Source organism: Archangium minus, assembly GCF_044360475.1.
GTDB lineage: Bacteria > Myxococcota > Myxococcia > Myxococcales > Myxococcaceae > Archangium > Archangium minus.
In genome coordinates this window covers 3,272,825-3,286,991 of the sequence record NZ_CP043494.1, presented here as the reverse complement: position 1 = coordinate 3,286,991, position 14,167 = coordinate 3,272,825, and the positions used below count along the sequence as shown (strand labels likewise).

Annotated in this window: 15 protein-coding genes; 5 read left to right on the top strand and 10 right to left on the bottom strand. The window is 68.2% G+C overall.

Annotated elements, in window-relative coordinates; all coding sequences use genetic code 11:
• Window positions 1-6: 6 nt before the first annotated feature.
• The 8 genes from F0U60_RS13445 to F0U60_RS13410 all read right to left on the bottom strand — a co-directional run bounded on the left by F0U60_RS13445 (window position 7) and on the right by F0U60_RS13410 (window position 7,597).
• Window positions 7-504, bottom strand: coding sequence for a hypothetical protein (locus tag F0U60_RS13445; protein WP_395818964.1), 498 nt, complete (start codon window positions 502-504; stop codon window positions 7-9).
• A gap of 357 nt (window positions 505-861) precedes the next feature.
• Complete coding sequence (locus tag F0U60_RS13440) at window positions 862-2,214, bottom strand: S41 family peptidase (protein ID WP_395818961.1); 1,353 nt, start codon at window positions 2,212-2,214, stop codon at window positions 862-864.
• 36 nt (window positions 2,215-2,250) lie between these two features.
• Entirely contained in the window at window positions 2,251-3,135 is an 885-nt protein-coding gene (locus F0U60_RS13435) for an alpha/beta fold hydrolase (protein WP_395818958.1), read from the bottom strand.
• A gap of 55 nt (window positions 3,136-3,190) precedes the next feature.
• The gene (locus tag F0U60_RS13430) at window positions 3,191-4,225 is read right to left on the bottom strand and encodes an oxidoreductase (RefSeq protein WP_395818956.1); all 1,035 of its coding nucleotides are present in this window, start codon (window positions 4,223-4,225) and stop codon (window positions 3,191-3,193) included.
• 4 nt (window positions 4,226-4,229) lie between these two features.
• The gene (locus tag F0U60_RS13425) at window positions 4,230-5,399 is read right to left on the bottom strand and encodes a murein hydrolase activator EnvC family protein (RefSeq protein ID WP_395818953.1); all 1,170 of its coding nucleotides are present in this window, start codon (window positions 5,397-5,399) and stop codon (window positions 4,230-4,232) included.
• A complete protein-coding gene (locus tag F0U60_RS13420; protein WP_395818951.1) occupies window positions 5,396-6,298 on the bottom strand; it encodes a cell division protein FtsX in 903 nt (300 codons plus the stop codon). The genes F0U60_RS13425 and F0U60_RS13420 overlap by 4 nt, the downstream gene beginning before the upstream one ends.
• Entirely contained in the window at window positions 6,295-6,990 is a 696-nt protein-coding gene (ftsE, locus tag F0U60_RS13415; RefSeq protein WP_203402444.1) for a cell division ATP-binding protein FtsE, read from the bottom strand. The genes F0U60_RS13420 and ftsE overlap by 4 nt, the downstream gene beginning before the upstream one ends.
• A gap of 61 nt (window positions 6,991-7,051) precedes the next feature.
• Complete coding sequence (locus F0U60_RS13410) at window positions 7,052-7,597, bottom strand: hypothetical protein (RefSeq protein WP_395818948.1); 546 nt, start codon at window positions 7,595-7,597, stop codon at window positions 7,052-7,054.
• Between the two features lie 211 nt (window positions 7,598-7,808).
• Between F0U60_RS13410 and carF the strand changes: the two genes are divergently transcribed.
• Window positions 7,809-8,660, top strand: a complete 852-nt coding sequence (gene carF, locus F0U60_RS13405; protein WP_395818946.1) for a plasmanylethanolamine desaturase — start codon at window positions 7,809-7,811, stop codon at window positions 8,658-8,660.
• Between the two features lie 51 nt (window positions 8,661-8,711).
• Here the strand turns inward: carF and murI are convergent, their stop codons facing one another.
• The gene (murI, locus tag F0U60_RS13400; protein WP_395818943.1) at window positions 8,712-9,530 is read right to left on the bottom strand and encodes a glutamate racemase; all 819 of its coding nucleotides are present in this window, start codon (window positions 9,528-9,530) and stop codon (window positions 8,712-8,714) included.
• 109 nt (window positions 9,531-9,639) lie between these two features.
• Window positions 9,640-10,713 carry a hypothetical protein gene (locus F0U60_RS13395; RefSeq protein ID WP_395818940.1) on the bottom strand — a complete coding sequence of 358 codons (1,074 nt, stop codon included), beginning with the start codon at window positions 10,711-10,713 and terminating at the stop codon, window positions 9,640-9,642.
• A gap of 181 nt (window positions 10,714-10,894) precedes the next feature.
• On the opposite strand from F0U60_RS13395, the gene F0U60_RS13390 reads away from it, so the two are divergent.
• Genes F0U60_RS13390 through tolB form a run of 4 tightly spaced genes read left to right on the top strand, consistent with a single transcriptional unit; the run spans window position 10,895 to window position 14,142 of the window.
• Window positions 10,895-11,602 carry a MotA/TolQ/ExbB proton channel family protein gene (locus tag F0U60_RS13390; RefSeq protein ID WP_395825231.1) on the top strand — a complete coding sequence of 236 codons (708 nt, stop codon included), beginning with the start codon at window positions 10,895-10,897 and terminating at the stop codon, window positions 11,600-11,602.
• A gap of 12 nt (window positions 11,603-11,614) precedes the next feature.
• A complete protein-coding gene (gene tolR, locus F0U60_RS13385) occupies window positions 11,615-12,079 on the top strand; it encodes a protein TolR (protein WP_395818937.1) in 465 nt (154 codons plus the stop codon).
• 3 nt (window positions 12,080-12,082) lie between these two features.
• On the top strand, window positions 12,083-12,859 hold the full coding sequence (locus F0U60_RS13380; protein ID WP_395818934.1) for an energy transducer TonB: 777 nt from the start codon (window positions 12,083-12,085) through the stop codon (window positions 12,857-12,859).
• Entirely contained in the window at window positions 12,856-14,142 is a 1,287-nt protein-coding gene (gene tolB, locus F0U60_RS13375) for a Tol-Pal system beta propeller repeat protein TolB (protein ID WP_395818931.1), read from the top strand. The genes F0U60_RS13380 and tolB overlap by 4 nt, the downstream gene beginning before the upstream one ends.
• Window positions 14,143-14,167: the final 25 nt, after the last annotated feature.

Below are 14,167 nucleotides of genomic sequence, written 5' to 3'. Positions count from 1 at the left end.
GCCCGTTTACCGGCCCCGACGGCGCTGGACGCCCTGCTCGCTCAACTTCCAGGCCAGCTCGCGAGCGACCTCGAGCTCGAACGGCTTCTTCAGCCACTGCAGGTCCGCCCGGCCGACGCGCTGGGCCACTTCCTCTCGGGAGATGTCCGAGAAGGCGCTGCAGATGGCGACCTCCAGCTGGGGGTCCTTCTCCAACATGCGCATGATGGTCTCCAGGCCGTCCCAGCCAGGAGGCATCCGCATGTCGACGAGGGCGAAGGTATAGGGACGCGCCTCTTCCAAGGCGCTGACGACCTTCTGGAACCCCTCGAGCCCCTGGGAGGCGGTGTCGATGATGAAGCTCACCTCAGGGGACGCCGCGGGAGGGGCGGCACCGAAGAGCTTCTTCTCCAGGTTGTCCAAGGCAGGGCGGCGCCATTTCGGGCCCAGCACCCTGCGCCAAACGTTGAGGATGGTGGGGTCATCGTCCACCACCAGGATGCGCCGCTGTGTCTGTAGCTCCATCCTCATTCCACCTGACGAGGCCTGGCGTACACCCGGCCCCTGAGCCCCATCTTGAGACCCGACCATCCAGAGTATGTCAGGGGGTCGCCATAGGAGCGGAGCCGGTAGGGCGCTGCTCTTCGCCATGTTGTTGTCCTCCGGGCAACTGTATCTGGGTCCTACAAGGGGGGGAAGACACAGCTTCCGGAGAGATGCGCGCGGCCCAAAGCCAGGAGAAGCCCCAAGCTTGCTGAAGTGGACATCTGGGGGCCGGCTTCGAGCGCGGGCCCCCAACCCCAGCGGGAGTACCTGGGGCTCCCTTCCCCGCCTGCTGCTCCAGCGGGGCGACGTGCGAGCCAGCGGAGGCCTGTGTGGGCCTCAGCGAGCCTCGTTGCTGGCCTTCACGGGCGAGCGTGCGGTGCCGTTCGCCACACTGTTCAGATAGTTCAGCGACATCTTCAACTGGTGGTCGGTCAGCTTCGCCGTCACGTCCCAGTCCCGCACGTTCTCGGGCAGGGCCTTCGGCTTCGCCACCCCCTCGGACTCGCTCGCCACCGACGGCTCCGCCTTGAAGTGTCGATCCAGGTCCTTCTCTCGTGGTTGCGGCTCCTTCGCGCCCTTCCCACCCGGAGTCTCTGGCACCTGGTAGTCCGGTGTGATGCCCTTCTCCTGGATGCTGCGCCCCTTGGGGGTGTAGTAGCGGGCGATGGTCAGCTTCAGCCCCGAGCCATCCTCCAGCTCGATGACCGTCTGCACACTCCCCTTCCCGAAGGTCTGCGTCCCCAGGATGGTCGCGCGCCCGTAGTCCTGCAGCGCCCCCGCGACAATCTCTGACGCCGACGCGCTCCCCGCGTTCACCAGCACCACCAGCGGGTACTCCGGCTCCGTGTCCCGGTCCTTGCTGCGCTCCTCGGTCGCGTTGGCCCCGTTGCGCCCGCGCGTGCTCACGATGGGCAGGTTCCCCGGGAGCCACAGGTCACTCACCGCGACCGCCTGGTCCAGCAATCCGCCCGGGTTGTTGCGCAGGTCCAACACCACCCCACGCAGCGGCTTGCCCCCGTTCTGCTCGCGCAGCCGGTCCAGCTCCTTGCGCAGGTACAGCGACGTGCGGTCCTGGAAGTTCTTCACCTTGAGGTGGGCAAGGCCCCCGTACAGCGCGCCCTCCACCGGGATGATGCGGACATGGTCCCGGATGATGGCCAGCTCGCGCGGCGCCTTGAAGCCCTCGCGCATGATGGTCAGCAGCACCCGCTTGCCCGCCGGACCCCGCATCCGCTGCAGCACGTCCGACAACCCCAGCCCCTGCAGGCTCTCGCCATCGATGGCGACGAGCTCGTCTCCCGCACGAATGCCCGCGCGCGCTGCCGGCGTGTCGTCGATGGGCGCCACCACCACGATGCCCTCGCCCTTGCGCGCCACCTCAATACCCAGCCCTCCGAACTCGCCGGAGGTGTCGATCTTCATCTCCTTGAAGACCTCGGGCGGCATGAAGACGGTGTGGGGATCCAACGTCTCCAACATGCCCTTGATGGCGCCCTGCATGAGCCGCTTGTCGTCCACCGGCTCCACGTAGTTGTTCTGCACGTACGAGAGCACCCGAGCGAACACCTCGAGCTGCTCGTAGGTGGAGGTCCGAGCGGTGGAGGGCTCGCGGCCGTCGGCTCGTGCCGCGGGAGCCAGGAGCAACAGGCCCGCGGCGAGCGCCGCGCGCCAGGAGTACTGGGAACGCATGGGCGCGACTCTAGCACCCGGCCGCGCCCCGGCCCGCTACAGCCCGGAGGCGTCCGCGAACTGCACCAGCTCCGACACCAGCTCGTCTGGTCGCTCCACGTGCGGGATGTGGCCAAACTGCTCCACCACCCTCAGCCGCGCATGGGCAGGCAGGCTCGAGCGGAAGAAGTCCAGGCTTTGGTGGGGCAGCAATTTCTCACTCCCACCCCACACGAAGAGCACGGGCATGGTGAGCCGCTTGAGCTCCTCGGGCTTGAGGTACTCGCCCTTGGCCAGAGCGTCTGCGCTCAGCGCACGCACCGCGGGGGTGGCGTAGATGCCGCGCACGGCGTCGGCGAACAGCATCATCAGCATGGGAGGCTTGTGGAAGAGGCGCCGGGTGAGCGCCCGCGACTGCTCGGCGGTGCGCACGTCCATGGACTCCAGCACCTCGCGGATGAGCTCGTGCCCCACGTCGGCTCCCGCTGGCGCCACCAACCCCAGCGCGCGCACCAGCTCCGGGTGCTCCGTCGCCAGCTGTGCTGACAGGGCCCCGCCCAGCGAGTTGCCCACCACGAAGGACGGGCCGCCCACCACCTTCTGGCAGTACTCCACGAGCAGCTCGTACTGGCCACGCACGCACGTCGGCCCGAGGCAGTACTCCGGCGAGAAGCCGTGCCCTGGCAGGTCCACCGCCAGGACGCGCTCGAAGCGCTTTGCCAGCCCGAAGAAGATGCGCGCGAAGCCGTTGGCCGTCCCGCCCAACCCGTGCACCAGCAGCACCGTCGGCCCCTTGCCGCGCCCCTTGAGCTCGTAGTGATGGAGCGGCTGACCGCCCAGGTTCACCACTTCCGACCGCACTCCGCGCGCCACCAACATGCGCCGGGTGACTTCCTGTAGTCCTGAGATCAAGTCCACGGAGGGGAAATTAACCGTCCCCATGCCGCACTGCATCATTTCTGCACAAACATCCATCCAGGACTGGACGCTCGCCCGGCTAGAGCGTGATGCGTCGGCCCTCGTCGGCGCTGCGCACCGCCGCTTCGAGCACGCGGATGACCTGGGCCGCGCTCTGCGCCGTCACCGGCACCGGCCCCTCGCCAGCGATGGCCGCGGCCAGCTGACGGTAGAAGTGCTCATAGCACCCCGGGAGGGTGGGGACGCTCCCGCCGCGACTCAACCGGCCGTACCGCTCCGCGGGCTCGACGCCCCAGCTGGCCTGGCCCGGCCGAAGCCCCGCGCCGAGTTGCTCCTCCTGCGGGTCGAGCCCGTACTTGCACCAGGCATCCGCCTCGCCCTGCAAGACGAAGCGGGGCCAGGGCTCATGCACCACGGAGCCGGAGTGCAGGATGACGCGCAGCTCGCCATAGCGCAGCAGCAGGTGGAACCAGTCCGTGGCCCGTGCGCCCTGTCGCTGCCGTCCGAGGTCAGCGGTGATGGACTCAGGCAGGCCGAACAGCTGCAAGGCTTGATCGACCAGGTGCGAGCCCAGGTCCCACAGCGTGCCGCCCCCGGGAACATCCTCCTCCTTCCAGCGCGCCTTCACCTGGGGCCGGAAGCGATCGAAGTGGCTCTCGAAGCTGAACAACCGCCCGAGGCGTCCCTGCTCCAGCAACTGGCGCACGGTGAGGAAGTCACCATCCCAGCGCCGGTTGTGGAAGACGGTCAGACACCGGCCCCGCTCGCGAGCCAACGCATCCAGCCGCAAGGCCTCGGCCGAGTCCACGGTGAAGGGCTTCTCCACGACCACGTGCTTGCCGGCCAGGAGCGCCCGCTCGGCCAGCGACGCGTGCGTGTCGTTGGGCGAGGTGATGATGAGCAACTCCAACGTCGGGTCCGCCAGCAGCTCCTCTGGGGAGAGGACGCGCACGCCCGGCCAGTCGCGCACAACCTCCTCGGCCCGACGGGTAGCGACCGCCGAGAGGGTGAAGGCGGGCTCGGCGGCGAGCAGCGGCGCATGGAAGCGGGATCCAGACAGGCCGTAGCCCATCAGCCCGATGCGGATGGGGGAAGTCGAAGGGGAAGGTCTCATAGCGTCAGCGTGACAGCCAGGGTGCCGGGTCCAGAGCCTGTCCGGCCCGGCGGATTTCGAAGTACAGGTAGGCGCCCTTGAGCGAGCCCGTGTCACCTACCTCGCCTACCACGTCGCCCGCCGCTACGTGAGCGCCCACCTGATGGGCCACGGAGGACAGGTGCGCCACCAGCGTATGGTAGCCGCCCCCGTGGTCGAGGATGAGCAGATTGCCGTAGCCACGCATCCAGCCCGCGTAGGCCACGGTGCCCTCAGCCACCGCCTTGACCGGCGTGCCCGCGGCGGCGCGGATGTCCACGCCCTTCTGCACGGTGACGGTGTTGAAGCGCGGGTTCACCACGCGGCCGAAGCCCACCTCGATGACGCCCGGGGCGGGGAACGGCAGCTTCCCCCTGAGGGCCCCGAAGCCGGAGGTGGCTGGGCCCTCGTTCATCTCCTGGATGACGCGCGTGAGGTCCGCGTCCGCCTGCTCCAGCTCGCGCACCATGCGCCGCGCCAGCTCCGCCTCGCCCTTGATGGCGCCCACCACTTCCTCGAGCGCCTCCTGCTGCGCCTTCGCCAACGCCTCCTGCTCCCGCAGAAAGCCCAACCGAACGTTCAGCGAGCCCTGCAACCGGCGCAGCTCGGCCGCTGACTGGCGCCGCAACCCCGCCACCCGTTGCACGGTGCGCAGCACCCGCAGGTCCTCCTCGAGCGTCGCCCGCAGCGCGCGCGAGCGCCACACCATGGCGGAGAAGTCCTTCGCGCTCAGCAGCACCTCCAAGGGCCGTCGCCTCATCAGCCGGTACATGCCCCACAGGCGCGGGGACAGCCGACGCATCTGCTCGCGCAGCATCTGCTGGGTCACCGCGTCCTCGTGCTCGGCCACGGCCAGCCGCTTGCGGAAGACGGAGAGGTCCCTCTCCAGTGCCTTCACCCGTTGTGAGCTGGTGGCCGCCCGCTGCTCCACCATCTCCAGCACCTCCAGCGCGGACACCTTGCGCGACTCGATGAGCGCGAGCGCCGCCCGCTGCGTGGACAGCCTCTCGCGCACGGCCTCCCGCTCCGTCGCCTCATCCTGCACGGGCGACTCGGACGCGGCGCCCTCGGACGCGGACGGCTGCGCCGCGGCCCCGTCCTGAGAGAGGGCCACGCCGCTCCACAGCAGCAACAAGAGGAGGACGAGCCGGCTCATACCCGCAGGAAGCGCCCCACCGCGATGAAGCTACCGCCCAGCCCCAGCGCACAGCCCGCCGCCAGCAGCTCCAGGGCCAGGCCTGGCTCCAACAGCGGCACCATGCCGCCGGGCCCCACCAGGAAGGAGAAGAGCGAGGCCACGCCCGGCCCCACCAACCGCTCGAAGGTCACCAGTCCCGCCAGCGCCACCCCAGCCCCGAGCAGCCCCTGCAGGAAGCCCTCGATGAGGAAGGGCGCCTTGACGAAGCGGTCCGTCGCGCCCACCAGCTTCTGGATTTCGATCTCCTCGCGCCGCGCGTAGATGGCGAGCTGCAGCGTCGCGGACACGATGACCACGGTGGCCAACAGCACCACCGCGAAGGCCACCCACCCGCCATAGCGCAGCGCCTTCGAGATGGCGGAGAGCCGCTCCACCGCCTCCTCGCCATAGTCCACGCCGGTGACACCGGGCATGGCGCGCAGCTCCTGGGCCAGCGCCTTCAGCGCGCCGGGGGTGCGCCGCTCCTGGGGAACCTCCAGCTCCAGCGAGGGCGGCAGAGGGTTCTCCGGGAGCTGCGCCAGCGCCTCGCCCAGGTCACCCAGCTCCCGAGCCAGACGCTCGAGCGCGGCCTGAGGAGGAACCAACGAGGCCCTTCCTCCACTGGCGGCCACCATGCGCTCTCGCAGCACCTCGGCCCCCTCCTCGTCGAGTTCGGGGGACAGGTACACCGTCACCTGCACCTCGCCACCCAAGGAGCCGATGAGCGCGTCCACCATGCGTCCCATGGCCTGCGCCAGCCCCGCGGAGAAGAGGGCGATGGCAATCGTCGTCACCGCGATGAAGTGCACGAAAGGCGCATGCCGCAGCCCCGAGGCCGCCGAGCGCCAGAAGTACGCCGCCTTTGCGATCGCGCTCATCCCGCCGTCATCCGCCGGGCAGCCTTCACCCCGTCCTCGTCCGACACGATGAACCCGCGCTCCAGCCGCAGCGTGCGCTTCTGGTAGCGGGTGATGAGGCTGGTGTCGTGGGTGGCCACCAGCACCGTGGTGCCCCGCGCGTTCACATCCATCAGCAGGTCCATAATCTCCAGCGTGAGCGCCGGGTCCAGGTTGCCCGTGGGCTCGTCCGCCAGGAGGATGGTGGGATCATTCACGAGCGCCCGCGCGATCACCACGCGCTGCTGCTCACCACCGGAGAGCTTCAGTGGCAGCGAGCCCGCCTTGTGCTGCAGGCCCACCAGCTTGAGCATCCGCTGCACGCGCTCGCGCGCCTGGGGCCGGGGCACGCCCAACACGTCCAGGGCGAAGGCCACGTTCTCCTCCACCGTGCGGTGCGGCAGCAGCTTGAAGTCCTGGAACACCACCCCGATGTTGCGCCGCAGGTAGGGCACGGCCGACTCGCGGATGCGCGCGATGTTGCGCCCGCCCACGAGCACCTGGCCCTTGGTGGCTTTCTCACCGCAGAAGATGAGCTTCATGAGCGTCGTCTTCCCCGCGCCCGAGGGCCCGGTGAGGAAGACGAACTCGCCCTTCTCGACGTGGAGGTTGATGTCCGAGAGGACGGGCGGATCGCCCGGATACGCCTTGTAGACGTGGAACATCTGGATCATCGGCGTGGCGATTATGTCCCCCGGACGCACAGAGGGCCAACGCTCGGCCGCCGACGTCCGGCTACTGGTTGTTGTCCTCGCCCGCCAGGTAGCTGAGGATGACCTCGTCCAGGCTCTTCTCGGAGATGAGATCCTCTCCGAAGAGCGTCTCCACGCCCACCTCGTTGATCTTCGGCTGCACCTTCATGGCGCGCGCGGCGGCGATCTCCGGGGGAACGAAGGCGGCTGGCGGAGCCGCGGGAGGCGGGGCCTTGGGCTGAACGGGCTGCCGTGCGTGGGCGACGTCCTCAGCGGAGCCGAGCTGGCCGGGCTGGTAGTGACGCACCCCGCCCTCGTACCCGTCGTACACGCCGTTGATGAGGTTGCGCAGCATCTCCTTGTGCTGCTCTTCCATCAGCTCGCGCACGACCTCGGCGAGGTTCTCGGCGTTGAGGATGTCCGCGTACGACGTCTTCTTCGACGCGAGGATGTTCCCGCCCACGAACAGGTGCGTGATGATGTGGGGGTTGTTGACGCCCGAGTCCTCGGTCTGGACGTGGTAGACCTTCCCCTTGTACTTGATGTTGTGGTTGAAGCCGGTGACGGCTTTTTCGAAGGTTTTCGCCATGCCCGAGGCCGAGGAACGTACCAGCGGTGCATGGGTGTGACAAGGAACGCGTCGGCCTTCTTTGGTTGAATGCCTGCTGACCTTCCGACAAGAAGGCCGGGCCTCTGCACCGTTCACCAGGCGACTTCGTCGAAAATCCCACTGCGAGTACACTGCGCCGGCCACCGGGGGGGAAGCAGCCGCCGGAGCATCGACCGGAACGGGAATCACGATGAAGAACGAGCTCAAGAATCAACTGCGCCAGCAGGACGCCACGGCGCTGGCCCAGGGCTATTCGCCCGCCATCCGTGCCATGGAGATCGCCAGCATCGTCTCCTTCATCGGCCTGGAGTCGGCTCTTGTCTGGAGGCTGTGGGGCAATGCCCATACCGGCCCGTGGCTGGTGCTCAGCGCACTGCTGCTGGGCTACCTGGCGGCCGACTTTGTCTCCGGCCTCGTCCACTGGATGGGCGACACCTGGGGCGCCACCGACATGCCCGTGCTCGGCAAGGCCTTCATCCGGCCCTTCCGCGAGCACCACGTGGACGAGAAGGCCATCACCCGCCATGACTTCGTGGAGACCAACGGCAACAACTGCCTCGTCTCCATCCCCGTGGCCATCCTCGCGGTGGCGCTCCCCCACACCAGCGCGAGCTGGGTGTTCGTCTCCGCCTTCCTCGGGGCGATGATCTTCTGGGTGATGGCGACCAACCAGTTCCACAAGTGGTCGCACATGGACGAGCCCCCCGCGCTCATCGGCTTCATGCAGCGCGTGCACCTCATCCTGCCGCCGGAGCACCACCGCATCCACCACACGGCGCCCTACAACAAGTACTACTGCATCACCGTGGGTTGGATGAACAAGCCGCTCGCGATGATCGGCTTCTTCCCCGCGATGGAGCGCCTCATCACCTGGGCGACGGGCGCCATCCCCCGCAAGGATGACATCGGCACGGAGGCGGCCCTGGAGCTCTTCGAGGCCACCGCCGCCGCGGAGCCCCCCGTGGTCCAGGCCGCCAAGGAGCTGCTCGAGGCCACCACCGCCGACGAGCCCAAGCCGGTCTCCCCGGTGCGGCCGTCCTGACACACCAGGCCCGGTGCGATTGAGCGCCGGGCCCTTAGCGGCAGGTGGGACTCAGAAGGACAGGTCCACCTGCTCCGCGGAGTGGATGGGGCGCCCCAGGAAGCGCGCCCCGACCTCCACGAAGCGCTCCGGCACATCCGTGACGAAGTAGTGGTGCGTGGGCGGTCCGCCCGCGGCCGCCAGCAGCCCCTGCTCCTCCAGCAGCGCCGCCACCACCTCCGCCGTGGCCTCGGCCGAGTCCACCAGCGACACCTGTGGCCCCACGGCCTCAGCGATGACGTCCTTGAGCAGCGGGTAGTGGGTGCAGCCCAGCACCAGCGTGTCCACCCCGCTCCGGGCAAAGTCCTCCAGGTACTCGCGGGCCACCATCCGCGGGACGTCTCCCGCCAGCCACCCCTCCTCCGCGAGTGGGACGAAGAGCGGACAGGCCCTCGCCTTCACCTTCACGCCCTCGGGCCCAGCGGCCGATTCCAGCTCGCGCTGGTAGGCCCCTGAGCGGATGGTGCCCGGCGTCCCGATGACGCCCACGCCGCCCCCCCGCGTCCGCCGCAGGGCCGCCCGCGCACCCGGGGCAATCACCCCCACCACCGGAACCGGCAGCGCCGCCGACAGCGCCGGCAAGGCCACCGCCGACGCCGTGTTGCACGCCACCACCAGCAGCTTGATGCCACGCTCCAGCAGGAAGCCCGCGTTCTTCAGCGAGTAGCGCGTCACCACCTCGCCGGACTTCGTGCCGTAGGGCACTCGTGCGGTGTCTCCCAGGTAGAGCGTGCTCTCGTGGGGGAGGTGGGACATCAGCGCCTTGAGAACGGTGAGTCCTCCGACGCCCGAATCGAAAACCCCGATGGGACTGTGGCTGCCTTGCCGCATACCGGGGCTCCTATCACGTTTGATGCCAACGCCATGTGCCCGCCCGCAACGCAAGGAGGGCCGAGGCGGGTGCCCCGGCCCTCCGGAGGACAGGCGAGCTGATGCTCAATCAGTTGAGAGAGAGGATGGTTTCGGTCGACGGGTCCGTCTTGAGCTTCTGGTCGAAGGCCTTCACCGTCACGGTCTTGATGTCGTCCTCATTGGTGTAGAGGACGGTCGAGCCCTTCATCCCGCGGACGTGCACCTCGTAGTTCCCCGGCTTCAGGAACTGGTAGAGGATGGGCGGACCGAACGGGCCCGTGCAGGGCTGCGGATCTCCATCCGGGTAGACCCACTCGCCCCTGCTCTTGTCGAACAGGTTGACGGACATCGCCGTGAGACCCGCCTGGGAGCAGTCCACGAAGTCGTAGCCATCCCACAACTGCCAGCTCACCGACAGGCCGCCCACCACGTAGAAGCGGAACGACTCGGACCTGGGGCTACCGGCGCTCGTCGTGAACGTGCCCTGGGTGAAGTACAGCGGCATCCCATCCCGGCCCTTCAGATCCCGGCCATAGGCGACGAGCTCGAGGGTGTGCGTCCCATCCGCCAGCCAGGGCGTCGGCACGCCACCATTGGTCATGCCATCGGCGCAGTTCAGGATGACCTCCTCGCCCCCGTCGATGCTGGCCCCGACCGAGGTCACGCCGGCCTGCGAGCAGGACGGGTTGGGGCTGTAGGTGTTGGGCGGGAAGGACCAGGACACGTAGGCATACGACATCCCGTTGGGCGAGAGGTCGATGTTCACCCGCACGTTCCCGTTCACCGTGAAGGTGCCACGGCCCTCATAGAGGGTCTCGTCGGTGTAGCTGTAGGCCTTGATGGTGAAGGAGTAGTTGCCGGGCACGAAGTCGTGCAGGACGATGCCGTCCACCCCCCCCGTGTTACAGGCGTAGACGCCACCATTGTAGAGGGTCTCGCCGGGGATGCTGATGTGGATGCGCTTCACCTCCGGTACGTCCGAGCAGCGGAAGTCAGGGGCGAACGTCCACAGGAACGTCACGTCACCGGGCTGCCCGGGCGGCGGCGGCGGGGGCGTGTTGCAGCACGGGCCTTCATCGTAGTCGTCGTCATGGTCGACGATGATGCAGCCCGAACCGAGGGAGGCGAGGCAGAGGAATGCGGCGAGGAGTCTGGCGTTCATGGGGCGTCCTCAGATTATGGACCACCGGGGAAGGGGAGCGGGCATGCGGCCCGACACACAACCCCTCGGACGTCCCCTCCGGGAATTTATTCAATGCCCGGCAACAGCAACCAACCGACCCCTCTTTGTACCGGGTTTGTTTGACCACCCCGGACCCAGGTGTTACGGCCAGACCCCCATGTTGATGCCCCGCTTTCCCCTGGCGCTCGGCGCCATGAACTACCTGCAAATCCTCCGTGATGCCTCCATCCTGGAGCTGGGAGTCCTGGGCCTGCTCATGGTCGTTTCGGTGGCCTCCTGGGCGCTCATCGCGCTCAAGCACACCCAGCTGACCCGTGCTCGGACCCAGTCCCTGGCCTTCCTGGACTCCTTCTGGAAGGCGTCCCGGCTGGAAGCCATCTACCAAGATGCCCAGAAGCTGGAGGGCTCGCCGCTGTCCAAGGTGTTCTGTGCTGGCTACGAGGAGCTCTCCAAGCTGGCCCAGACCAAGGACAGCGCGGAGGGCGCCATGAGCGAGCGGCTCGGCGGTATCGAGAACGTGGAGCGGGCGCTCAACCGGGCCTCCACGACCCAGCTGATGGACCTGGAGTCGCGGGTGAGCTTCCTGGGCACGGTGGGCGCGGCGTCGCCCTTCGTGGGCCTGTTCGGCACGGTCATCGGCATCCTCAACGCCTTCAACTCCATCGCCGAGCAGGGCAACGCCACGCTGGCCACGGTGGCGGCGCCGGTGGGCAACGCGCTCTTCGCCACGGCGGCCGGCCTGTTCGCCGCCATCCCCGCGGTGGTGGCCTACAACTCGTTCATCAGCCGCATCAAGGTGTTCGACACGGAGATGGCCAACTTCTCCGCGGACTTCCTCAACATCATCAAGCGGCACTTCTTCCGCTAGGAGATACGCGCCATGGGCATGGGCTCCAATCGCGGGGGCGGCCGCGTCACCATGAGCGAGATCAACGTCACGCCCATGGTGGACGTGATGTTGGTGCTGCTCATCATCTTCATGGTGACGGCGCCCCTCATCCAGCAGGGCGTCAAGGTGAACCTACCGGAGGCCAAGGCCGCCCCGGTGGAAGCCGCCGAGAAGAAGCTGGTGCTGTCCATCGACGCGCAGCGGCGCGTGTACATCGGCGAGGCCGAGGTGCCGGTGGCCGAGCTGGAGAAGAAGCTGGCCAGCAACGCCAAGGCGCAGGCGGACAAGGAACTCTATCTGCACGCGGACCGGGACGTGCCCTATGGCGTGGTGGTGGACGTGATGGCCGCCGCGCAGCGCGCCGGCATCAACAACGTGGGGATGATCACGGACCCCACGGGCGGGGGTCGGGCGTCCAACCCCTCCAACAAGGGCAAGAAGGAGGCGCGGCGCTAGCCCATGCACCCGGCTTACAACCAGAGTCTGCTCGCTCCCAGGCGCACGGGCCTGGGACGCTTCCTCACGGTGTCGCTGGTGGGCCATGCCCTGGTGCTGGTCGCCGTGGGGCTGTACACCACCTTCGTCGAGGGACCTCGGGTGCAGCTGGACCAGAAGCCCATCCGCGCCACGCTGGTGCGCCTGGGCAAGCCCCGCGACGAGAAGCTGCTGCCTCGCAAGGATCAGCCTCCTCCACCTCCTCCCAAGAAGGTGGACGCGGCCCCCTCCCCCACTCCCGCCCCGCCCGAGCCCGCCAAGGTGGCCGTGCCCGTGCCCGGCGTGAAGCCGGAGCCCGCCTCCAAGCCCACGCCCCAGAAGGGCGAGGCTCAGGGCGAGGACCGGCGCAACCGGCTCTTCGGAGCCTTCGACAAGCTCTCCAAACCCTCCAAGCAGGAAGAGGAGTTGGAGGGTGCCGAGGACGGCGATCCCAACGGCGACTCCGCCACCGCCGAGGGCGAGCGCTACTTCGGCCTGCTCTCCTCACAGGTGCGCCGCCACTACGACGTCGCGGACACCATCCCCGATGACGAGCGTCTGTACCTCAAGGCCCAGGTGGCCATGCGACTCAACCGTACTGGAGAGATCATCGATGCGCGGCTGGCCAAGGCCAGCGGAAATACCCTCTTCGACTCGGCCGTATTGGCCGCGGTGAAGAAGGCCTCTCCCTTCTCCCCTCCCCCCGACCATCTACGGGACACGCTGCAAAAGAGCGGCATCGTCCTGGAGTTCAGCCCGTGAACGCGAAAGCCCTTCTCCTCTCGCTCGTGTTGCTGCCTGTGGCGGCCCTCGCGCAGGCCCCCGTCATCCAGATCTCCGGCGCCAACTTCCGGCCCCTTCCCCTGGCCGCCCCCGCTCCGCTCGTGCAGGGCGAGGTGGCCAAGGCCTCCACCCAGGAGGTGGACGACGCGCTGATGTACGACTTGCGCGCCTCCGGCATCTTCCAGGTGCTGGATCGCAACAGCTTCCTCGCGGACCCCAAGGAGGGCATGGCCGCGGGCAGCATCAACTTCTCGCGCTGGGCGGACGTGGGCGCCGAGTCGCTGGTGAAGTACACGCTGGCCCAGGAGAACGGCCAGCTGAAGGCCGAGGCGCGCGTGTTCAACGTGGGCTCCGGCCGCGAGGACTTCAAGACGACTCAGAGCGCGCCCGCCGCGGAGCCTCGCGAGCTGGCCCACAAGGTCGCCGACGCCATCTACCGCTTCTACACCCGCGAGCCGAGCCCGTTCCTCTCGAGCATCACCTACGTGCGCAAGTCGGGCGCCAACCGGGACGTGTGGGTGGCGGACTGGGACGGCCGCAACGCGAAGCAGGCGACCCGCGGTGGCATCAACCTGCTGCCGGCGCTCGGGCCGGATGGGACGCTGGGCTACACCTCGTACCAGCAGGGCAAGCCGGACCTGTACGTGAGGAGGCCCGGCGGTGACACCGTGCGCATCAAGACGTCCGAGGGGCAGATGGCCACTGGCATCTCCTTCTCTCCGGATGGCAAGCGCATCGCGTATGCGCTGGCCGAGGAAGAGAGCGCTCAAATCTGGGTGGCCGAGGTGGATGGGGACAACGCCAAACAGCTCACCGACACGCGCTTCGGCATCAACACCAGCCCCTCGTGGTCGCCGGACGGCAAGCGCATCGCCTTCGTGTCCAACCGGGGCGGCTCGCCGCAGGTGTACGTGATGAACGCGGACGGCTCGGGCGTGAAGCGGCTCACCTTCCAGGGCAACTACAACCAGACGCCGGACTGGTCTCCCCGTGGAGACCTCATCGCCTTCACCGCGCGCGACGAGCGCAACGCGTTCGACCTCTTCACCGTCCACGTGGACAGCGGGAAGATCACCCGCCTCACGCAGGATCAGGCGAACAACGAGGAGCCCAGCTTCTCGCCCAACGGCCGCCTCATCCTCTTCACCTCCACGCGCAACGGCGGGTCGCAGCTCTTCGTGATGACGGCGGATGGCAACAACCAGGTGCCGCTGCCCGCGCAGGAGAAGGCCGCGATCACCACGCCTGACTGGGGCCGCTGAGTCCACTCGCGAGTCCTCCAGAAGA

Excerpts from the sequence above, each read along its gene's own strand:
- F0U60_RS13445 (WP_395818964.1), bottom strand. The coding sequence starts at position 504 with ATGGAGCTACAGACACAGCGGCGCATCCTGGTGGTGGACGATGACCCC.
- F0U60_RS13440 (WP_395818961.1), bottom strand. The coding sequence starts at position 2,214 with ATGCGTTCCCAGTACTCCTGGCGCGCGGCGCTCGCCGCGGGCCTGTTG.
- F0U60_RS13435 (WP_395818958.1), bottom strand. The coding sequence starts at position 3,135 with ATGGGGACGGTTAATTTCCCCTCCGTGGACTTGATCTCAGGACTACAG.
- F0U60_RS13430 (WP_395818956.1), bottom strand. The coding sequence starts at position 4,225 with ATGAGACCTTCCCCTTCGACTTCCCCCATCCGCATCGGGCTGATGGGC.
- F0U60_RS13425 (WP_395818953.1), bottom strand. The coding sequence starts at position 5,399 with ATGAGCCGGCTCGTCCTCCTCTTGTTGCTGCTGTGGAGCGGCGTGGCC.
- F0U60_RS13420 (WP_395818951.1), bottom strand. The coding sequence starts at position 6,298 with ATGAGCGCGATCGCAAAGGCGGCGTACTTCTGGCGCTCGGCGGCCTCG.
- ftsE (WP_203402444.1), bottom strand. The coding sequence starts at position 6,990 with ATGATCCAGATGTTCCACGTCTACAAGGCGTATCCGGGCGATCCGCCC.
- F0U60_RS13410 (WP_395818948.1), bottom strand. The coding sequence starts at position 7,597 with ATGGCGAAAACCTTCGAAAAAGCCGTCACCGGCTTCAACCACAACATC.
- carF (WP_395818946.1), top strand. The coding sequence starts at position 7,809 with ATGAAGAACGAGCTCAAGAATCAACTGCGCCAGCAGGACGCCACGGCG.
- murI (WP_395818943.1), bottom strand. The coding sequence starts at position 9,530 with ATGCGGCAAGGCAGCCACAGTCCCATCGGGGTTTTCGATTCGGGCGTC.
- F0U60_RS13395 (WP_395818940.1), bottom strand. The coding sequence starts at position 10,713 with ATGAACGCCAGACTCCTCGCCGCATTCCTCTGCCTCGCCTCCCTCGGT.
- tolR (WP_395818937.1), top strand. The coding sequence starts at position 11,615 with ATGGGCATGGGCTCCAATCGCGGGGGCGGCCGCGTCACCATGAGCGAG.
- F0U60_RS13380 (WP_395818934.1), top strand. The coding sequence starts at position 12,083 with ATGCACCCGGCTTACAACCAGAGTCTGCTCGCTCCCAGGCGCACGGGC.